A 19,966-nucleotide genomic window follows, 5' to 3' on the forward strand; every position below is an offset into this window, starting at 1 on the left:
AGGAGCGCGTCGCGATGAGTACTCCGCCGTTCGTGGCCCTGCCGGTCGGGGCGCGCGCGCTGCGTCTGGCGACCCCGCGCGGCGAGTTCGCCGCACACGAGGCGCTGCCGGCCGGAGCGCCGCAGGGCACCGCTCTCCTGGTGCCCGGATACACGGGCAGCAAGGAGGACTTCATCGCGCTCCTCGAACCGCTGCTCCGGGCGGGCTTCCGGGTGGTGGCGTACGACCAGCGCGGGCAGTACCAGACCTCCGGGCCGGAGGACGACGAATCGCCTTACGCGCTGGACGAGTTGGCGCTCGACCTGCTGGCCGTGGCAGACGCCGTCGGAGACCGGCCGCATCTGCTGGGGCACTCCTTCGGGGGCTTCGTGGCCCGGGAGGCCGTGCTGCGGGACGCGCTGCGGTGGAGCTCGCTGACGCTGATGAGCACCGGCCCGGGGCAGATCGCCCCGGCCGAGGTCGAGCGGACCCGGATGCTGCTGGACGCGCTGGCCGGAATGGACATGGAGTCCATCTGGCAGGTGATGCAGTCCATGGCGGCCGAGGCCGCGGAAGGTGAACCGCCGCGACTGGGTCCGGGCGTGGCGGAGTTCATCCATCGCCGGTGGCTGGCGAACGTGCCGGCCGCGCTGACGGCGATGGGGCGCCGGCTGATGTCGGAGCCGGACCGGGTGGACGCGCTGGCCGGGGTGCTCGCGGAGGCGGGCCTGGCGGCGCAGGTGGTCTCCGGGGACACGGACTACGTGTGGCCGGTGTCCGCGCAGGAGGAGATGGCTGCGCGGCTCGGCGGCGGGTATGTGCGGGTCCAGGGCGCGGGGCACTCGCCCAACGCCGAGCGGCCGGCAGCGACGGCGGCCGCGTTGGGCGGCTTCTGGGCCAAGGCTTCGGCCACGGCCTCGTAGCCGTCAGGAAAGCGCCGAAACCGCGAGACAACTTTCATTAGCCAAGATAAAATTTTCCATAGCCGGGAATCATCCGGCACGTGCGTCACGTTGGACCACATGTGTCGCGGCCGCGAAGCGGCGGCCGCGGATGCTCCGCACTCCGATGCGCCCCTGGCGCGCGCCCGCTTCGCGACGAGGATCCGTCGGGACCCTTCGGCGTACCCGCCGACCGGCCGACCGGCCGCCGACCGAGGACGTCGCGAACGGCGAGGCTGCGCGGGCGTGCGGACGCGGAGCTGTGATGCCAGCACCGCCCGTACTTCGTCCTCGTACGAGGTCAGGAAGGGAGAGGCCCATGCGTTTTGAGATCATGCGTCTCAGCGAGACCGACGGTTCGGCAACGGATCGCCGGGTCGTGGACGCCGCAGGCGTACGCGAGGCTGTGGACGAAGCAGCGTCCAACGGGGACCGGATCTATATCCGGCCGCTAGCCGTCCAGGCCCTGAAGGCCGTCGCCTGACGCGACCGTGACGGTCCGCCAGGTGATGCCGCGTCAGTGCGGCGTCTCCGCATGACTCATTCGGACCGGGCCCGCGGCCGGCGGGAGCACCATGGTGCTCCCGCCGGCCGCGGGCCTTTCGCATGGGCGGGGCACCCGCCTGGCGTGGGGCTTTGCGAGGTGGTACGGCGCGGACACCGCCGCCACCCGCACGGGTGATCGTCCTTGACGTGGCGCTGAGGACGGAGGACCGTTGGGGCCTATGAGGGGCGAGCCCAGTTGCCCGAGGTGCGGGGGCCGTGTCCGCGCCCCCGGCCTCTTCACCGACACCTGGCAGTGCGACGCGCACGGCGCCGTCCACCCCCTGCAGCCGGTGGTGCCGCCCAGTGTGGAGGCGCTCGGGGTGGCCGTCGCCCGTTCCCAGGTACCCGTCTGGATGCCCTGGCCGCTGCCGGTGGGCTGGCTCTTCACCGGTATCGCCCACGCCGGTGACGACGTGTCAGGAGCACGGGCGACCGCGGTGGCCTGCTCGGGCCCGGGGCCGCTCGGCGGCGCCGGGGAGCTGGTGCTGATCGCCGAGGAGCTGGGCGTGGGACTCGGCGCCCGGTACGCGGGGATCGACGGGCCGGACCCCGGGCCGGAGATCACCGCCAAACGGGCCCCGCAGACCAAGGTGATGGCGGCGGGGCGGCCGACGCCGCTGTGGCATGTGCCGGACGCGCCGGACGACCGGGCGGTCTTCGTCGGCGAGGCCCGGGGGCTGTGGCTGTGGGCCGTCGCCTGGCCCGAGCAGGCCGGGGTGATGATGTACGACGAGCTGGTGCTGACGGACCTGCGGGACGCGGGCGCGGAGCTGGAGCTGCTGCCCTGCGGTGCGCTCTCACCGCGGATCCTCGCCCAGCCGTGGGGTGCGGCCTGATCAGTAGGCTTGCGCGTATGCGCATTGATCTGCACACCCATTCGAACGCGTCGGACGGCACGGACTCCCCTGGCGAGCTGGTGTGGAACGCGGCCGCGGCCGGGCTGGACGTGGTCGCGCTGACCGACCACGACACGGTGGGCGGGTACGCGGAGGCGGAGGCGGCGCTCGGCCGGCTCCCCGAGGGGCGTGGGCTGACGCTGGTGCGGGGGGCCGAGCTGTCCTGCCGGGTGGAGGGGGTCAGCATCCACATGCTGGCGTACCTGTTCGACCCCGAGGAGCCGGAGTTCGCGCGGGAGCGGGAGCTGGTGCGGAACGACCGGGTGCGACGGGCCGAGGCGATCGTGCGCCGGTGCCGCGAGCTGGGAGCCCCGATCAGCTGGGAACGGGTCCTGGAGATCGCCGGGGACGGGTCCGTGGGGCGGCCGCATGTGGCCTCGGCGCTGGTGGAGGCGGGGGTCGTGGGGTCGGTGGACGAGGCCTTCACCGAGGAGTGGCTGGCCAACGGGGGGCGGGCGGACGTCAGGAAGCGGGAGACCGACCCGTTCGAGGCGCTGCGGCTGGTGCGGGGGGCGGGGGGCGTGGCGGTCTTCGCGCACCCGGGGGCGGTCAAGCGGGGGCGGACGGTCTCCGAGGAGACGATCGGGCGGCTGGCGGCGGCGGGGCTGGCGGGCCTGGAGGTCGACCATGTCGACCACGACGCGGAGACGCGGGGGCGACTGCGGGGGCTGGCTGGGGAGTTGGGACTGGTCGCCACCGGCTCCAGCGACTACCACGGCACGCGGAAGGGCGTCCGCCTCGGCGACGAGGTGACGACACCCGAGGCGTTCGAGACGCTGATCGCGGGGGCGACGGGGGCGACGCTGCTGGCGGGCTGACGGGGGGTCTGCGCCGTTCCCCGCGCCCCTGCGGGGGACGCGGCGGCCCCCCGGGACCGGGGAGAGCGGAGTACGGGCGGCAACTCGGGCGGCGTGGCCGGGTGCGGCGCCGAGGGCGGCTGGGCGCGCCGTTCCCCGCGCCCCTGTGGAGGGCGCGGCCCTGCGGGGGCGGTCCCCGGCGCCCGGGGGGAGCGGAGTACGGGCGGCAACTCGGGCGGCGGGGCCGGGTGCGGCGCCGAGGGCGGCTGGGCGCGCCGTTCCCCGCGCCCCTGTGGGGGGCGCGGCGGCCCCCCGGGACCGTGGGGAGCGGAGTACGGGCGGCAACTCGGGCGGCGTGGCCGGGTGCGGCGCCGGCGGTGGCTGGGCGCGCCGTTCCCCGCGCCCCTGTGGGGGGCGCGGCCCTGCGGGGCCTGGATGGCGGGGGCGGGTGCTGGTGTCGGCTTGGGGTGGTGGTGGGTCAGTCGGTGAGGGGGACCTGTTTGCGGTGGGGGTCGCGGAGGTCGGTGGCGTGGGTGAGCCAGCGGTCCTGGAGGGCGGCGGCGCCGTGGACGCGTTTGTGGGCGGCCTCGTTGGGGGTCATCGGGAGGAGCGGAAGGAAGCGCACCGGGTCGGCCGGGGCCGGGAGTTCGAGGTCCTCGACCAGCCCGCCGGGCTCGGCGACCAGGACGGCGGTGAACGGGGTCCCCGACCACAGCGGGCTGCCGGCGTCGAGCGAGGCGCCGGGGGCCACCACAAGACCCTCGACCTGCGGTGCGGCGGCGAAGACGGCCAGCGGGCGGAGGATCTCGTCGACCTTCACGCCGGATCCGGCGCGGACGCTCAGCAGCAGTTCGGCGCGCGGCCCGCGGACCGGGTCCGGGGTGGGGTCGGCGGGGTCGGCCATCGGCGCCAGCGACATGCCGAGGGTGGCGTAGCGGACGACGTCCGACTCGCCTCTCGCGGCCGGGCCGGCCGGGAAGCGCAGGACCTCGATGCGGTCCGCGCCGAGGAAGGTCACGGCGGCGCGGCCGTCCGGCTCGCCCAGCGCGGTGATCAGCCGGGCCTCGACCGCGGCGCGGATCTGTCGGGGGTCGAGCTCCCCGTGGGCGAGTGGTGCGTTGTCGGACATGCGGCGAGGGTAGTCGAGTGGTGTGGGGTGTTCAGCGGTGGCCTGCGTCGCGGGGCGCCCGGTGGGGCGTTCGGCCAGGCGTCCGCCGGGCCGGGTCGCATCACGGACGTGGAGCGGGCGCGTCACGGCCTCGTCCCAGTGGCGGCGGGCGCGGCGGACTGCGCCGGCGGGGGCTTCCTGGCTGGTAGAGTTGGCCGCTGCACCGACAGTGGCAGGTACACACAGCGCCCCGTGGAGGACCGCGTACGGTCCGGAGCCGCGCCGCGCGGAGTCGAGAGACCGCCGCTGCCGAGACGGAGACCAACGCCCCCGCGGGGGCCGGCCCAGGGAGGTGGTTCGCGGGTGGATAGCCGACCTTCCAGTACCAGCTGCTCTCCCGCGCCGTTGCCCCAGGCCGTGGTCCCGCACTCCTGATCACGGCCTGCGTAGCCGCCTCAGCGCGATTTCCGCCGGACTCGGTCCCGGCGTCCTCGACGGCCCTCACCGGCCTCCGTGGTCACCGATCCACCCTGCCCGGCCCCAAGGCGCTGGAGAGCACCTTCACGCACGACACGAAGTGACGTTTCCGCACGGTGGTGCCTGCCCCACCGTGCCCTGACGGTGCGTCACCGGCCGTCCGCCCGGCCGGGGGTCATCCCCGGTACGCGGACGGTGAGGTGGGGCGCCTGTGAAGGAGCCCGTCTTGTCGATGATCCGTGATCTGCGTTCCGCCGTCCGTCCCAGCCGGCGGCGTGATCGCCGTGAGGACCGCCGCGGCCAGGACGGCCACCGCAGCAGTGCGGTGGTGGACTGCGCCGTCTACCGCGACGGCCGGCGCACCGGCGATCGGTGCACCCCGCGCGAAGCCCTGCGCGCGGTGCGCGAGAACGGCGCGCGCGGCGGCGGGCGCCTCGGCGGCGAGCCCGGCACCGGCGGGGACGGCGCCTTCGTCTGGATCGGCCTCCACGAGCCGACCGAGGAGGAGTTCGAGGGGATCGCCCACCGCTTCGGCCTCCACCCGCTGGCCGTGGAGGACGCCGTCCACGCCCACCAGCGGCCCAAGTCCGAGCGGTACGACGACATGGTCTTCACCGTCTTCAAGACGGTGCGGTACATCGAGCACAGCGAGCTGACGCCGGTCAGCGAGGTGGTCGACACCGGCGAGATCATGGTCTTCACCGGGATCGACTTCGTCATCACCGTGCGGCACGGCGGCCACGGTTCGCTGCGCGCCCTGCGGCGGGCGCTGGAGCAGGACGAGGCGCTGCTGGCCAAGGGCCCCTCGGCGGTCCTCCACGCGATCGCCGACCAGGTGGTGGACAACTACCTGACGGTCTGCGACGCGTTGCAGACGGACGTCGACGAGGTCGAGATCGACGTCTTCTCGCAGGACCGGCGGAAGGGGTCGGACGCCGGACGGATCTACCAGCTGAAGCGCGAGGTGCTGGAGTTCAAGCGGGCGTCGGCGCCACTGCTGCGGCCGATGCAGCTGCTCTCCGAGCGGCCGAACCGGCTGATCGACCCGGAGGTGCAGAAGTACTTCCGGGACGTCGCCGACCACCTCGCCCGGGTCAACGAGCAGGTGCTCTCCTTCGACGAGCTGCTCAACTCGATCCTGCAGGCCAACCTGGCGCAGGTGACGGTGGTGCAGAACGAGGACATGCGGAAGATCACCGCCTGGGCGGCGATCCTCGCCGTGCCGACCATGGTCACCGGCGTCTACGGGATGAACTTCACCCACATGCCCGAGCTCCACTGGAAGTACGGCTATCCGCTGGTGCTCGGGTTGATCCTGGGCGTCTGCGTCGCCATCTACCGGGGCTTCAAGAAGAACGGTTGGCTCTGATCACCAGGACGAGGCCGGCCAGCACCATGGCCACCGCCGGGTAGACGGCGGCGGACGGGATCTGGCCGAGCCAGAATCCGGCGATCACGGCGGCGAGCGGGGTCTCCAGCAGGATCGCGGTGGAGACGAGGGGCGCGCCGAGGCTGCCGACCACCCGGTTGCTGAGGGTGTGGCCGACGAACTGGGCGGCGACGGTCAGGCCGACGATCTTCCACCAGTCGGAGGCCGCGTAGCCGGCGAGCGCCTGACCGGAGAAAAGGCAGGTCAGGAGAAGGGCGACGGCGGTCGTCGAGTAGCAGACCGTGGTGTACGCGGTGGTGCTGACGGTCCGCCGGACGCGGGAGCCGATCAGGAAGTAGCCGGCCGCGGCGATGCCGGCGGCCAACGCCATCAGGTCACCGGTGAGCGCCCGGGCCGAGACGGTCAGGTCGAAGCCGGTGAGGACGAGGACCCCGCCGAAGGCGAGGCAGACGCCGATCCAGGTGAGCGCGGGGGCGCGGTGGCCGCGCAGCCGCAGGAACAGGGTCGTCCAGAGTGGGGTCGTCGTGCAGAGCGCGGTCGACGCGGCGACCGAGGTCATCCGGAGGCTGGGCAGCCAGAGGCCGAAGTGGACCGCGAGGAAGAGGCCGGCCAGGCAGCAGAGCAGGAGGTCGCGGCGGCCGTTCCGGAGGAGTCCGGTGAGCAGCTCGCGGAGCTCCGTGCGGTGCGGGCGGCGGAGGAGGGCGATCGGACCCAGGACGCCGGCGGCCATGGCGTTCCGCCAGAAGGCGATCGCCAGGGCGGGTGCGGCGGTCGCGCTGATCAGGGGGGCGGAGGCGGCGACGCCGCTGACCGCGAGGGCGAGGAAGAGGTAGTCGACCGGGGGGACGGCGCGGGGAGTGCCGTGCGGGGAGGGCGCGGGAGCGGTCGCCTCGGGGGCGGCGCCGGGGTTCGCGCCGGGGGTGGCGGGGGTGCCGGCGGCGGGGACGGTCGGGCGGGGCACGGGCGGCTCTCCGGGGCGGTGGGTGGTGCGGTAAGGGGTCTGACGATCGTACGTAGCTGTCGGGGGTGGGGGCGAGTGGGTTGTCGGACAGGTCGGGCGCGGGCGGCGGCGCGGCGCGGGGCAGCGCGGGGCTGGGCGGGGCTGGGCGGAGCGGGGCTGGGCGGAGCGGGGCTGGGCGGAGCGGGACGGGGCGGAGCGGGACGGGGCGGAGCGGGACGGGGCGGAGCGGGACGGGGCGGCGAATAGGGTGGGCGCATGAGCGGTGGCGACGTGATGGTGGACCGGGCGCTGGTCGAGGAGTCGGCGAAGAAGTCCGCGCTGGTGTGGGTGCGGGTGGGCGCGGACGATGGTGCTGGTGGCGTTGATCAGGCGTTGTGGCATGTGTGGCACGACGGGGCCGTCGCGGTGGTGGGCGGGGGCCAGGAGCAGCCGCTGCCGGCGGGGCTGGTGGACGGCGCGGAGGCCGTCGTCACCGTGCGCAGCAAGGACAAGTGGGGGCGGCTGGTCGCCTGGCCGGCGCGGGTGGTCGAGCTGGCGCCGGGCAGCGAGCGGTGGGCGGAGACCGCGGAGGAGCTGAAGGGGAAGCGGCTGAACGCGCCGGACTTCGCGGGGGTGCTGGAGCGATGGGCGGCGTCCTCGCGGGTGCTGCGGTTGGAGCCGGCGGGCGGGATCTCGGCGGGGCCGGGGGCGCAGCCTGCGGGATCGTTGGCGGCGCGGGCGGTCGCGACGGGGGCGACTACGCGCGAGCGGGTTCCGGCGGCGCTGCCGCGGTTGCTGTTTCGCCGGGGGCGGGGGCGGGGGCGGGACGCGAGCTGATCTTTCTGCCCACCCACCCACCCGGCGGGCCGGGGTTTCGCGTGGGGGCGGCAACGGGGGGCGCGTCGGCGGGTGCGGCGCCGTGGGGGTCGGGCGCGCAGTTCCCCGCGCCCCTGGGGGGCGCCGGTGGTGCTGCCGGCGGGGACCTGCGGGTGGGTCTCGCCTGACGGGCGGCAACGGAGGGCGCGTCGGCGAGTGCGGCGCCGTGGGGGGTCGGGCGCGCAGTTCCCCGCGCCCCCAGGGGGGCGCCTGCGGTGCTGCCGGCGGGAACCTGCGGGTGGGCGCCTGACGGGCGGCAACGGGAGGCGCGTCGGCGAGTGCGGCGCCGTAGGAGGCCGGGCGCGCAGTTCCCCGCGCCCCCAGGGCGCGCCTGCGGGGCTGCCTGCGGGGGCGGTGGCGTAGGGAGGCGGAGGCGGGGAGTCTTGTGGAGCTCTCACCCTCGGGTGGGGGATCTTGGGGGGCTGGGGTGGGGGTGGGTGGGTAGCCTGGGGGCCTGGCGAAGCGGGCGGCGTAGGAAGTGAGTCGGATCCATGGCCGGAGCATCGTCCCGGATCTTCATATCCCACCTTGCCGACGCGCCCGTGTTCGATCCGAATGGGGATCAGGTCGGGCGGCTGCGCGATGTGGTGGTGAGCCTGCGTCCCGGCGGGCGGCCGCCGCGTGTCCTGGGGTTCGTGGTGGAGGTCGTCAGCCGGCGGCGGATCTTCATGCCGATCACCCGGGTGACGACCATGGAGGCGGGGCAGGTCATCACGACCGGCACGGTCAACCTCCGCCGGTTCCAGCAGCGCCCCGGTGAGACGCTGGTGCTGGGCGAGCTGCTGGACCGCCAGGTCGCCTTCACCGGCTCCGGCGGCTACGGCGAGCCCGGTGAAGAGGCCGTCGTGCTGGACGTGTCGATGGCCAAGGTGCGGAACCGCGAGTGGGACATCGACAAGGTCTTCGTGCAGCGCGGCAAGAAGCCCGGCCGGCTGCGCCGCGGACGCGGCGAGACGCTGGTGGTGGACTGGTCGGGGGTCTCCGGCTTCTCGCTGAGCGAGCAGGACCAGGGCGCCGCCAACCTGCTGGCGACCTTCGAGAAGCTGCGCCCGGCGGACCTGGCGAACGTCCTCCACCATCTGTCGCCGAAGCGGCGGTCCGAGGTCGCGGCGGCGCTGGACGACGAGCGGCTGGCCGACGTGCTGGAGGAGCTGCCGGAGGACCACCAGGTCGAGATCATCGGCGAGCTGCAGGACGAGCGGGCCGCGGACGTCCTGGAGGCGATGGATCCGGACGACGCCGCCGACCTCCTCTCGGAGCTGCCCCCCGAGGAGTCGGAGCGGCTGCTCCAGCTGATGGAGCCTCAGGAGGCGGAGCCGGTACGCCGGCTGCTCAGCTACGACGAGAACACCGCCGGTGGCCTGATGACCAGCGAGCCGATCGTGCTCAGCCCGGACGCCAGCGTCGCGGAGGCGCTGGCGCGGGTGCGGGAGCAGGACGTCAAGGCGGCGCTCGCGGCGCAGGTCTTCGTCTGCCGGGCGCCGCTGGAGACCCCCACCGGGATGTACCTCGGCACCGTCCACTTCCAGAAGCTGCTGCGGGAGCCCCCGTACACCCTGGTCGGGTCGATCGTCGACGACTCGCTGGACCCGCTCGGGCCGGAGACCGAACTTCCGCAGGTCACCAGCTATCTGGCCTCGTACAACCTGGTGGCGGCCCCGGTGGTCGACGAGCTGGACCACCTGCTCGGCGTGGTGACCGTCGACGACGTGCTGGACCATCTCCTCCCCTCGGACTGGCGGGACTCGGCCGGGCACCACCGGGGGGCGGAGGACGCGCAGAACGTCCAGGGGGCGCAGGAGGCTTACGCGGAGGAGGGGGTGATCGACGGTGGGAGCTGACCGCGACCGCGAGCGCGAGCGGAGGCTGGAGAGAAGGCAGGAGCGCCGGCAGGGGTCGGCGGGCGGGCGGGCGAACGGCAACCGTCCGACGGGGCGTCAGGTAGTGGCCGCGCCCGGCCGGACGCCGCCGCGCGCGGACGCCGTGGCGGCGCGCTCCCGGCGGGACCGGCTGGACCAGCCGCAGCTGCGCAAGCAGCGGATGATGCGGATGCCCTCGCTCGACCCGGACGCCTTCGGCCGGCTCTCCGAGCGCTTCGCGCGGTTCATGGGCACGGGCCGGTTCATCGTCTGGATGACCGTGGTGATCCTGGTGTGGGTCGTCTGGAACGTGTCGGTGCCGGCGGCGCTGCGGTTCGACCAGTACCCGTTCATCTTCCTCACGCTGGCGCTCTCGCTGCAGGCCTCGTACGCCGCGCCGCTGATCCTGCTGGCGCAGAACAGACAGGACGACCGGGACCGGGTCAGCATGGAGCAGGACCGCGACCGCGCCGCGCGGAACATCGCGGACACCGAGTTCCTGGTGCGCGAGGTCGCCGCGCTGCGGCAGGGGCTCGGCGAGGTGGCGACCCGGGACTTCCTCCGGTCGGAGCTGCAGACCCTGATGAAGGAGCTGGAGCAGCGCGGGGAGTTGGACGGGATGGCGGAGTCGGGGGCGGCCCTCCCGCAGGAGTGACGGGGCGCCCGCGGGGAGTCGCGCCAGGAGTGACGCAGACCGCTCGGGGCGGCGGTTCTGGACGGCTCGGGGGCGCCGTACCATCGGGTGCATGGCTTCTGACACGCAGGACGTCCAGGGCGACGGCGCCGCGACGGCTCTCGAGGAGTCGGTGCGTGAGGCGCTGAGCACCGTCCAGGACCCGGAGATCCACCGGCCCATCACCGAACTGGGGATGGTGAAGTCGGTCGAGATCGCCCCCGACGGCGCGGCGAAGGTCGCGGTGTACCTCACCGTCTCCGGCTGTCCCATGCGGGAGACCATCACCCAGAACGTGACGACGGCCGTCGGGCGGGTCTCCGGGATCAGCTCGGTCGAGGTCGAGTTGGACGTGATGAGCGCCGAGCAGCGGCAGGAGCTCTCGCAGATGCTGCGGGGCGGGGCGGCGGAGCGGGAGATCCCGTTCGCCAAGCCCAACTCGCTGACCCGGGTGTACGCGGTGGCCTCCGGGAAGGGCGGCGTCGGGAAGTCCTCCGTGACGGTGAACCTGGCGGCGGCGATGGCCGCCGACGGGCTGAAGGTCGCGGTGGTGGACGCCGACATCTACGGTCACAGCGTGCCCCGGATGCTGGGTGTCGAGGGGCGGCCGACCCAGGTCGAGGACATGATCATGCCGCCGTCCTCGCACGGCGTGAAGGTCATCTCGATCGGGATGTTCACGCCCGGCAACGCGCCGGTGGTCTGGCGCGGGCCGATGCTCCACCGGGCGCTGCAGCAGTTCCTCGCGGACGTCTACTGGGGCGACCTGGACGTGCTGCTGCTGGACCTGCCGCCGGGGACCGGTGACATCGCGATCTCGGTCGCGCAGCTGATTCCGGGGGCGGAGATCCTGCTGGTGACGACGCCTCAGCAGGCGGCGGCGGAGGTCGCCGAGCGGGCCGGGACGATCGCGCTGCAGACCCACCAGAAGATCGTGGGCGTCATCGAGAACATGTCCGGGATGCCCTGTCCGCACTGCGGCGAGATGGTCGACGTGTTCGGCACGGGTGGCGGGCAGACCGTCGCGGACGCGCTGACCCGGGCCACCGGGGCGACGGTTCCGGTGCTGGGGAACATCCCCATCGACGTTCGGCTGCGGGAGGGCGGGGACGACGGGACTCCCGTCGTGCTGTCCGATCCCGGGTCGCCGGCGGGGGCGGCGCTGCGGGACGTCGCCGGGAAGCTGGGCGTTCGGCAGCGGGGGTTGTCCGGGATGTCGCTGGGGCTCACGCCGCGGAACAAGTTCTAGGTCGGGTTCCGCTTCCCGTTCCGGTTGCTGGTCCGGTGGGATGTGGAGCGGGGATGGGGACGGCGGTTCGGTTTCTCCGCGCGCCCCGTCCCTTCGCGTTTCGCCGGCGTCTCGCCCGCCCCGGGGGCCCCGGGGGCTGATGCCGCGCCCCCGCCTTTCGCGGCTGGGCGCGCGGTTCCCCGCGCCCCTGGACTCGCCCTGCGGGCTCGTTCCGGGGCGACGGGGGGCCGGGCGCTAGTCCGCGTAGGCGGCGATGTCGGTGACCGTGGTGAAGCCCAGGCCGTAGGCGCTCACGCCTCGGCCGTAGGCGCCCAGGTGGACGCCGGGGGCGTCGCCGGCCAGGACCCAGCCGTATTCGGACTCGCGGTAGCGGAACGGCTGGGGAGTGCCGTTGACGGGGAGGGTCAGCGGGGACCAGCCCTCGCCCTCCAGGTCGTCGGCCAAGTCCCAGGCCAGCGCGGACTGCTGTTCGAGCCAGTCCTGGCGGAGGCCGCGGTCCAGGCCCTCCGGCCAGGTGACCGCGAGGAGGCCGGAGGCGGCCAGCCAGGCGGCCGAGGAGACCGAGGTGGCCTCCAGGGTTCCGGTGCCGTCGCCGAGCCGGCGCCCGGGGCGCTGGGCGACCGTCACCACGACCACGAACCTGCTCTCGCCCCGGACGGTGTCCATCTGGTGCGCGGGGGCCGGCCGGTCGCCGTGGCCGATCGAGCCGTAGTCGACCGTGCCGTTGCCGCCCGTGCCTTTGCCGCCCCCTCCGCCGGAGTTGCCGACGGGGAGCAGCCAGCGCGGCCCCGTCCAGGCGTCGTCCAAGCTGTACCAGGAGAAGTCCGCACTCAGATAACCGTCGAGCAGGTCGTCCGCGGCTGTGTCGGTGGAGCGACTCGCCGTGTCCATCCTCTCGGCCCTCCTCGCCTGGGAGTCCCCCCGCAGGGGGTACTGCTGCTGAATCGGCTGAAACCGCTGAAACCGCTGCGCGAGGTCCGCAAGGGCGCACGCGGACGCTCGCGCAGAGCAGAATATGCGAAGCCCGGCGGCCGGAGTGATCAGCTGAGTGATTCGTCAGGTGGCGTCGGGGTCGAACGGGGGGCGCTCGTCGGCGTCTTGGCGGCGTGCCGGGCCCGAACCGGAGTCGTCGCGGGTGGCCGTGTCGACACCGCCGGAAGAGGGTGCGGCGTCCCCGTCGGAGGGCGCGGAGGTGAGGGTGCGGACGTCGTCGCGGATGCCGTCCAGATCGAAGCCGTTCCGCAGCTCGCGCAGTTCCTGGAGCTCGCCCGAGGTCTTGATCCTGGGGTTGTCGAGGAGGTTCTTCTTGACGAAGCCGCGCGGGGTGAGGTCGGAGAAGTCCAGGTCCTGGAACTCCGGACCCAGCTCCTGCCGGATGTCCGCCTTGGCGCTGTCGGAGAACTCCCGCACCTTGCGGATGAACCCCATCACCTCGGAGATGACCTTGGGGAGCTTGTCCGGCCCGAAGATGACGACAGCTAGGACCACGAGCGCCACCATCTCGAATGGACCTATGTCGAAGAACACCTTGAGCTCCCCTGGTATCGGTTCGTGGGACCAGGGTAATCGCCGAATCGTTCTGAGGGACCCCGGCGTCTGTGAACCGCATCGGAAACGGGTGGGAATCCCATCCCAACGGATGACCGTAATGGAGGGTTTTGACGGCTCATCGGTGGGGGTGGAGTGTGATTCGGGCCACATGTGGACGCGGGGGCGAGGTGCTGAACGGGAGTCAGGCCGCAAGCGGCCAATCGCCGTTCGGCGGCAGAGCCCGGGGCTGAGCCCCCCGGGCCGTGACCCCGGGGCTCAACCCTCGTCGGGGCCGGTGTCGGTGGCGGTCGTGGCGGTGAGGCGGGCCCGGAGGTCGAGGCTGCGTCCGCCGCGGCGGACGGTGAGCGGGACGGAGTCGCCGGGGTGGTGGGCCCGGACGAAGACCAGCAGGTCGTCGGAGTCGGTGACCGGCTCCCCGGCGATCGCGGTGATGACGTCGCCCGGCCGGACGCCGGCCCGCGCGGCGGCGCCGCCCGGGCTGACCGCCGGCCTCCCGGCGATGGAGGAGAGCGCGACCGCGGCGCCGGCGGACTGGTACGACGTGTTGAGGGTCACACCCAGGACGGCATGCCGGACGCGGCCGTTGTTGATCAACTGCTCGGCCACCCAGGCGGCTTGGTTCATCGGGATGGCGAAGCCGAGGCCGACGCTGCCGGACTGCGCGCCCTGGTCCAGCGGGGCGTCGGCGGTGGCGTCGCCGCCCGAGCGGAGGGTGGTGTCGACGCCGATCACTCGGCCCGCGGCGTCGAGCAGCGGACCGCCGGAGTTGCCCGGGTTGATCGGGGCGTCGGTCTGCAGGGTGTCCAGGTACGAGACGTCGGTGGTGGTCCCCGGCGCCGGGGTGGGAGCGGCGGTGCCGGTGGGCGCTCCGCCGGCGGCGCTCTCGTCGCCGTCGAGGTCGTTCTCGGCGGCGGCGTCCGGGCCGGAGACGATCGGGCGGTCGCGGGCGCTGACGATGCCGGAGGTGACCGTGCCCTCCAGGCCGAACGGCGCGCCGATGGCCATCACCGGGTCGCCCACCTGCACCTGGTCGGAGTCGCCGAGCGGCAGCGGGCGCAGCCCGGAGACGCCGGAGACCTGGATCACGGCCAGGTCGGAGCCGGGGTCCCGGCCGATCAGCCGGGCCTGGTGCTGCTGGCCGGTGGAGAAGGTGACGGTCAGCTGGGCGAGCGCCTTGCCGTCGGGGGCGATGACGTGGTCGTTGGTCAGGATCCGGCCGTGGCCGTCGAGGACGATCCCCGCGCCCACGTCGGCGGGGCGGAGCCGGCTCCCGGGGCCGCCGGGCCGGGCCGGGCCGGTCGGGGCGCCGGGAGCGCTGGAGGCGGGGGTGCTGGCGGCAGCCGGGGCGGCCCGGATGTAGACGACCCCGGGGAGGGCGGCCCGGGCGATTCCGGCCGCGCTGTCGGGGGCCCGGCGCGCGCCGGCCGAGTCCGAGGCGACCGGGCGGAGGGTGACCCGGCCGCCCTGGTTCTCGCCCTGCACCACGGCGCCGACGGTACCGCCGAGCAGCCCGGCCAGCACCGTGATCACCACCCCGCCGACAACGGTCCTGGCGGCGGGGCTCAACCGGGGACGACGGCGGATCGCCCCGGGGGTGACAGGCGGAGGCGGCAGCGGGGGGCGACGGAAGGGCGCGCGAGCGGCGCCGGGGCTGCTGCCGGGGCCGGGGCCGGCGCCGGGGCTGCTGCCGGTGCCGGCGGCAGGGTCCCCGTCCGCCTGCGGGCCGGGACGGCTCCACCAGGCGGGGGCGACGGGCGATGCGGAGTCCCCGGAGGACGCTCGCTCGCCGGCGGCAGCGGCCCGCTCACCGGCGGGCGAGGGGTCCGCGGCAGCGGCCGGCCCGCGGGCAGCTGACGGGCCGTCGGCGGCCTGCTCCGTGGCCGCAGTCTGCTCGCCTGCGGCGGACGGGGCGGCGGCAGCCGAAGAGTCGGGGGTAGAGGAGCGCTGCTCGTCGGCGGCGGCCAGAGCGGCGGCAGCGATTCCCCCGGCGTCAGCCGAAGATCCGGCGGTGCCGGGGGCTGTCGGGGGGTGGGCGGTCGTGGGCTCGGCCGTGGGCTGCTCGTGGCTGCACGGAGGTTCTGGCTTGGCGCGGTTGTCCGCTGTCATCGCTGCGCGCGCTCCACGGTCGTTCCCGGTCGGAAAAGGGCCCCCCGACGCCGATTCAATCAGCGCCGGAGGACCCTCGGCACCCCCCGGGAACGATCTGTCCCGGCGGTCAGCGCCGGTCGTCGAGTGCGGACGGGAGGGCGGTGGCGGACTCGCTCGCCGACGCCGCGGGGACGTCGAGCGGCAGGCCGCTCCGCACGACGGCGGTCTCCACCGGCGCCGGGCCGCCCAGCCCGCCGGCCTCCGCTCCCCCACCGGGGCGCGCGTCGGCGACCGGGCTGACGTTGCCGTACGGTTCCTCGATCGTGCTCTGGCCCTCGGTGGAGCCGAGGCTGCTCAGCGCGCCGGTGATGGCCACCGCGGCCACCGAGAACGCCCCGGCGGCGACGAAGACGAACCGGCGGCCGCGGTGCGGCAGCGCCCGCTCGGCGGGCTCGACCGCGGTCGAGGGCGGGGACGGGGGCGTCGCTCCCGCGGACGGTGCCGCGGAGGCGGAGGCGGCGAGCGGGCGGAGTCCGCCGCGGCCGCCGCGCTCGGCGCGCGGGTCGACGCCCGGCACCGGGCGGTCCGCGCCCAGCGCCCCGCCGCCGAACGAGCCGGCGCCGAAGAGGCTCGACCCGCCGAAGCTGCCGCGGCCGAGGCCGCCGCTGCCGAAGCCGCCCTGCCGGAACATCGACCAGGAGCTGCCCGTACCGGAGCCGGTGCCGCCGGTGGCGGGGCCGTCGCCGAGGCCCGGGAGGCCCTCGGTGTCCGCGCCGGCGCCCGGGGAGCCGGAGTCGCGATCTTCGGGGTCGCCGGCGGCGATGGACATCAGGCGGGAGGTGAAGAGGTCGCTGGGGGAAGGACCGGCGCTGCCGCCGAGGAGGTCCTTCATCCGGCGGTGGTCCTCCGCCTCGGCCAGGCAGTCGGGGCAGGTGGCCAGGTGGGCCTGGACGCGCTCGCGGGAGTCGTGGTCCAACTCGCCGTCCACGAAGGCGGCCAGGCGGTCGCCGAGGTGGTGGTCGTCCGGGACCGGGGCCGGCTCGGCGAGGGCGCCGGACGGGTTCGCGGCGCTGCCGACGCTGCGCAGCGGGATGATCTTGTGGGAGCCGATCCGCTCGGAAGCGCTCTCCGGCTTGGCCGTGCGGTCGGCCTTGTCGGCCCGTTCGGCCTTCTCGGCCCGTTCGGCCTTGTCCGCCTTCTCGGGGTGCTCCGCCTTCTCCGGGCGATCCGGGCGGCGGGAGGCCGCGCCGCGTACCACGGAGAGCCGGCTGCGCCGGGTGGACGGGGCGGCGGAGGCGCCGGCCTCGGTCGGCCGGGCATGCGTACGGGACTCCACTCCGGTGCCGGATTCAGGCTGGGGTTGGGGCTCCGGAGTGAGGTGGGGCTGTTCGCTCACCGCGTCAGCCTCCCACCGGGGCCGCCGCCGTCCGCTCCCGCCAGCACCGAGGCGGCGGTCTGCTCCGCGGCGGACTGCTCGACCACGGGGGCGGGGGCGTCCTGCGCCCCGCCGCGCCGCTCGCGGCCCTCCACCAGGCCCGGCGCACGGTGCTTGAGGGCCGAGCGGAGGTGTGCCCGGCCGCGGTGGATCCTGCTGCGCACGGTGCCGAGCTTGACGCCCAGGGTGGCCGCGATCTCCTCGTAGGAGAGGCCCTCGATGTCGCAGAGGACCACGGCCGCGCGGAACTCCGGGGCGAGGGTGTCCAGCGCGTGCTGGACGTCCGCGTCGAAGTGGGTGTCGCTGAAGTGCTGGGCGGGCGACGGCTCGCGGCTGGCCAGGCGCTCCGCCGCGTCCTCGGCGAGGGCGTCGAAGCGGATCCGCTGCCGTCGGCGGACCATGTCCAGGAAGAGGTTGGTGGTGATGCGGTGCAGCCACCCCTCGAAGGTGCCGGGGGTGTACGTCGACAGCGAGCGGAAGACGCGGACGAAGACCTCCTGCGTGAGGTCCTCGGCGTCGTGCTGGTTACCCGTCAGGCGGTAGGCGAGGCGGTACACCCGGGCGCTGTGCGTCTGGACGATCTCCTCCCAGGAGGGGGGCGTCCAGGAGGAGGCGGACTCCTCGTGGAAGGTCGCGGTGGTCTTCTCGTTTCCGGGAAGCTGCTGCGCGGCCGCCTCAGACTCAGACTTCGACTCGCTCACGGGCTTCGGCGTATGGACCGACACTCGGGCGCGGCCACGGAACTGACGCCACGTCGAGGTGCCGACCTCAGCCACACCTCCTCGTTCGGCTCTTCTGCCAAGCAGGGCCCCTACCATATCCGCCTCGCCCGTCAGGACCGGATAAACAGCCTGCGGCCTGCGCTTTCACGGAGATCACGGTGGGATCACGCGGATCTTCCGGCGCAGGACGCCGACCGTTCGGCCGGTGCGCGGTTCTCTGGAGTGTCATCGGGGCAACGGCCGGGCTCTCCGGGCGGTTCCCGATCCAGCCATTAACCTTTGGCTGAAAGGTGCTGACAGGTGGCGGCCCTCGGCCGACGATGGCGCCATCGAGGGTGTCCGTCGGGCACCGCGGCAACGGCCTTGCGGGGAGGCAGCGATCACCGGTTATCGGGATCCGCGCGGACGGCGTCCGCCGCGCGGACGGGCGGGCCGAGACGAGCACCGCGCCACCCTCTCTGCCGCCGCCTCGCTGGCCGACGCCTTCGCCGCACCGGAGGACGAGGTGCTGCGGCACGCCAGGGCTCAGGCCGAGCGGGCCGGGGTGCGGGCGGTCTCCCCCGGCACCGGGGCGGTGCTGCGGCTGCTCACCACGCTGCTGGACGCCAAGTCGGTGGTGGAGATCGGCACCGGCACCGGCGTCTCGGGGCTCCACCTGCTGCGCGGGATGCGCGCGGGTGGGGTGCTGACCACCGTGGACGTCGAGCCGGACCGGCAGCGGCAGGCGCGGGAGTGCTTCGGCGCGGCGGGCTTCGCACCGAACCGGACCCGGCTGATCCCGGGGGCCGGCCTGGAGGTGCTGCCGCGGCTGGCGGACGGCGGGTACGACTGCGTCTTCGTGGACGTCTTCGACGACGGGTTCGACGAGGAGGGACTCGGGGTGACGAACGGGGGCGGCGACCGGTCCGAGCCGGAGGCCGTCGTGTACCTGCGCGAGGCGCTGCGGCTGCTGCGCCCCGGCGGGCTGGTCTGCTTCGACGGCGTCGGAAGCGCGGGAGAACCGTTCCTGCGCAGAGAACTGGCCCGGGACGCGGACTCCTGGGGCGCCACGGGCGCGCTGCTACCGCTAGGCCGCGGCCTGCTGTGCGCCGCGCGGGGGCGATGAGGACGCGAGGGACGACGGGTGAGGGCTGACGGGCGCCGGGCCGCCCCGACCCCCCGAGCCGCCGGACGGCGCGCAGCGGGCCGAGACGGCCCGGCGAGCCCGATAGGCCGGGCGGACCGGGGCCGACAGCGCCAAGGGCCCGGCAGCGCCAGGGAGCCGTCAGCGCCAAGCGCCCGGCCGGCGACCTGGAACGGCGGCACCGGGCGGATCGGACGGCCCGCCGTCGGCCAGAGAGCTGCGGCCGGATGCCAGCCGAAGCGATGACAGCCGGACCGGACGCACGGGGTGATCCGCCGCTGGGCGGACTCGCAGCCCCGGCGCGCCCCGCAGACCGCGGACCCGGCAGACCGCAAGCCCGGCAGGCCGCAAGCCCGGCGAGCCGGGTAGGCCTGGCGGACCCGGCGGGCCGCAGGCACGGCGGTCCACAGGCCCAGCGAAGCCAGCAGGCCTCAGTCCCGGCGAGCCGCAGGCCCGGCAGACAGCAGGCTCAGCGGCCCCGGCAGACCGCAGGCCCAGCGGACGGGCAGGCCCGGCGGACCCGGCTGGCCGCAGGCCCGGCGTAGCCGGCAGGCCGCAGGCCCGGCGTAGCCGGCAGGCCGCAAGCCCGGCGAAAGCCGGCAGGTCTCAGCCCCAGCAAGCCGTAGGCCCGGCAGACCGCAAGCCCGGCGGACCCGGCAGGCCGCAGGCCCGGCGAAGCCGGCAGCCCACAGGCCCGGCGGACCCGGCAGGCCTGCCGGGCCGGGCGAGCCCCGGCGGACGGGCACGCCCGCAGGCCGGGCAGGCCCGGCGGGCGGGGGCGGCGCGGGCCAGGGGTGAGGCGAACGGGCCCGGCGGCCGCCTCCTGCCGGAGGGGCCGCCGGGACCGGGAGTTCTCAGCCGCAGGCGCTCAGCCGGTGACCTTCTTCAGCTCCTCGCCCAGTGCCGTGGCCTCATCGGGGGTGAGCTCGACCACGAGCCGTCCACCGCCTTCGAGCGGCACTCGCATGACGATGCCCCGCCCCTCCTTGGTCACCTCGAGCGGGCCATCGCCCGTCCGCGGCTTCATGGCCGCCATGCTGGTTCCCCTTCCTGCAACCTGCTGGGACTCGTACCCGCCACCCGTCACCCGGCGGATATCGAACGCATTGATCGGATGCCATTATCCCGCATTCGGCCACCCGATGACCAACATCACTGTTCTCACCCGCCCCGGCCGTCCCCCACGGCACGTTCGAACGCGTGCTTCGCGGTTTCCGACTGCTCTTCAGATCCGTTGTCCGATGGCGAAATCGGCACCCCCGGTCCCAGGGCCCCGAAGGACGCGACACGCGGGGGGAGAGTGTCCCACATCACAT

18 protein-coding genes are annotated in these 19,966 nt (G+C 74.5%); 10 read left to right on the forward strand and 8 right to left on the reverse strand.

All coding sequences use genetic code 11. The features are described 5' to 3' along the window. Positions 1-14 precede the first annotated feature (14 nt). The 4 genes from BS73_RS16150 (at position 15) to BS73_RS16160 (ending at position 3,180) form a co-directional block, all read left to right on the forward strand. A complete protein-coding gene (locus BS73_RS16150) occupies positions 15-902 on the forward strand; it encodes an alpha/beta fold hydrolase (protein ID WP_037573110.1) in 888 nt (295 codons plus the stop codon). A 337-nt stretch (positions 903-1,239) separates the two neighbouring features. Next, positions 1,240-1,404 (forward strand): hypothetical protein, encoded by a 165-nt coding sequence (locus BS73_RS38765; RefSeq protein WP_200886702.1) that lies wholly within the window; start codon positions 1,240-1,242, stop codon positions 1,402-1,404. Between the two features lie 241 nt (positions 1,405-1,645). Then, positions 1,646-2,302, forward strand: coding sequence for a DUF6758 family protein (locus BS73_RS16155; protein WP_037573112.1), 657 nt, complete (start codon positions 1,646-1,648; stop codon positions 2,300-2,302). A gap of 17 nt (positions 2,303-2,319) precedes the next feature. Further along, positions 2,320-3,180, forward strand: a complete 861-nt coding sequence (locus BS73_RS16160; RefSeq protein WP_037573114.1) for a PHP domain-containing protein — start codon at positions 2,320-2,322, stop codon at positions 3,178-3,180. Between the two features lie 457 nt (positions 3,181-3,637). On the opposite strand, the gene BS73_RS16165 is transcribed toward BS73_RS16160, so the two are convergent. After that, positions 3,638-4,288 (reverse strand): suppressor of fused domain protein, encoded by a 651-nt coding sequence (locus BS73_RS16165; RefSeq protein ID WP_051939994.1) that lies wholly within the window; start codon positions 4,286-4,288, stop codon positions 3,638-3,640. Between the two features lie 682 nt (positions 4,289-4,970). On the opposite strand from BS73_RS16165, the gene BS73_RS16170 reads away from it, so the two are divergent. Further along, entirely contained in the window at positions 4,971-6,113 is a 1,143-nt protein-coding gene (locus BS73_RS16170) for a magnesium and cobalt transport protein CorA (protein ID WP_037573116.1), read from the forward strand. On the opposite strand, the gene BS73_RS16175 is transcribed toward BS73_RS16170, so the two are convergent. Further along, positions 6,091-7,095 (reverse strand): DMT family transporter, encoded by a 1,005-nt coding sequence (locus tag BS73_RS16175; RefSeq protein ID WP_051939995.1) that lies wholly within the window; start codon positions 7,093-7,095, stop codon positions 6,091-6,093. The genes BS73_RS16170 and BS73_RS16175 overlap by 23 nt on opposite strands. 255 nt (positions 7,096-7,350) lie before the next feature. Between BS73_RS16175 and BS73_RS16180 the strand changes: the two genes are divergently transcribed. The 4 genes from BS73_RS16180 to BS73_RS16195 all read left to right on the forward strand — a co-directional run bounded on the left by BS73_RS16180 (position 7,351) and on the right by BS73_RS16195 (position 11,731). Next, positions 7,351-7,911, forward strand: coding sequence for a hypothetical protein (locus tag BS73_RS16180; RefSeq protein ID WP_037573118.1), 561 nt, complete (start codon positions 7,351-7,353; stop codon positions 7,909-7,911). Between the two features lie 530 nt (positions 7,912-8,441). Further along, a complete protein-coding gene (locus tag BS73_RS16185) occupies positions 8,442-9,791 on the forward strand; it encodes a magnesium transporter MgtE N-terminal domain-containing protein (RefSeq protein ID WP_037573120.1) in 1,350 nt (449 codons plus the stop codon). A gap of 103 nt (positions 9,792-9,894) precedes the next feature. Then, positions 9,895-10,464: a DUF1003 domain-containing protein gene (locus BS73_RS16190; protein WP_051939996.1), complete on the forward strand. Its 570-nt coding sequence runs from the start codon at positions 9,895-9,897 to the stop codon at positions 10,462-10,464. A 91-nt stretch (positions 10,465-10,555) separates the two neighbouring features. Then, the gene (locus BS73_RS16195) at positions 10,556-11,731 is read left to right on the forward strand and encodes an Mrp/NBP35 family ATP-binding protein (RefSeq protein ID WP_051939997.1); all 1,176 of its coding nucleotides are present in this window, start codon (positions 10,556-10,558) and stop codon (positions 11,729-11,731) included. A gap of 234 nt (positions 11,732-11,965) precedes the next feature. On the opposite strand, the gene BS73_RS16200 is transcribed toward BS73_RS16195, so the two are convergent. The 5 genes from BS73_RS16200 to sigE all read right to left on the reverse strand — a co-directional run bounded on the left by BS73_RS16200 (position 11,966) and on the right by sigE (position 17,623). Continuing rightward, positions 11,966-12,622 (reverse strand): hypothetical protein, encoded by a 657-nt coding sequence (locus BS73_RS16200; protein WP_037573122.1) that lies wholly within the window; start codon positions 12,620-12,622, stop codon positions 11,966-11,968. Between the two features lie 165 nt (positions 12,623-12,787). After that, complete coding sequence (locus BS73_RS16205) at positions 12,788-13,258, reverse strand: sec-independent translocase (protein ID WP_037573124.1); 471 nt, start codon at positions 13,256-13,258, stop codon at positions 12,788-12,790. Positions 13,259-13,537: 279 nt separating this feature from the next. Then, positions 13,538-14,848, reverse strand: coding sequence for a S1C family serine protease (locus BS73_RS16210; RefSeq protein WP_037573126.1), 1,311 nt, complete (start codon positions 14,846-14,848; stop codon positions 13,538-13,540). Between the two features lie 649 nt (positions 14,849-15,497). Beyond that, positions 15,498-16,766: an anti-sigma factor family protein gene (locus BS73_RS34700; RefSeq protein ID WP_084704112.1), complete on the reverse strand. Its 1,269-nt coding sequence runs from the start codon at positions 16,764-16,766 to the stop codon at positions 15,498-15,500. Further along, the gene (gene sigE, locus BS73_RS16220) at positions 16,763-17,623 is read right to left on the reverse strand and encodes an RNA polymerase sigma factor SigE (protein ID WP_235215427.1); all 861 of its coding nucleotides are present in this window, start codon (positions 17,621-17,623) and stop codon (positions 16,763-16,765) included. The genes BS73_RS34700 and sigE overlap by 4 nt, the downstream gene beginning before the upstream one ends. 376 nt (positions 17,624-17,999) lie before the next feature. Between sigE and BS73_RS16225 the strand changes: the two genes are divergently transcribed. After that, entirely contained in the window at positions 18,000-18,632 is a 633-nt protein-coding gene (locus BS73_RS16225) for an O-methyltransferase (protein WP_051941447.1), read from the forward strand. An 886-nt stretch (positions 18,633-19,518) separates the two neighbouring features. Here the strand turns inward: BS73_RS16225 and BS73_RS36250 are convergent. Beyond that, a complete protein-coding gene (locus tag BS73_RS36250; protein WP_152617623.1) occupies positions 19,519-19,686 on the reverse strand; it encodes a DUF3117 domain-containing protein in 168 nt (55 codons plus the stop codon). Positions 19,687-19,966: the final 280 nt, after the last annotated feature.

It is taken from the genome of Phaeacidiphilus oryzae TH49, assembly GCF_000744815.1.
Taxonomy (GTDB): Bacteria; Actinomycetota; Actinomycetes; order Streptomycetales; family Streptomycetaceae; genus Phaeacidiphilus; species Phaeacidiphilus oryzae.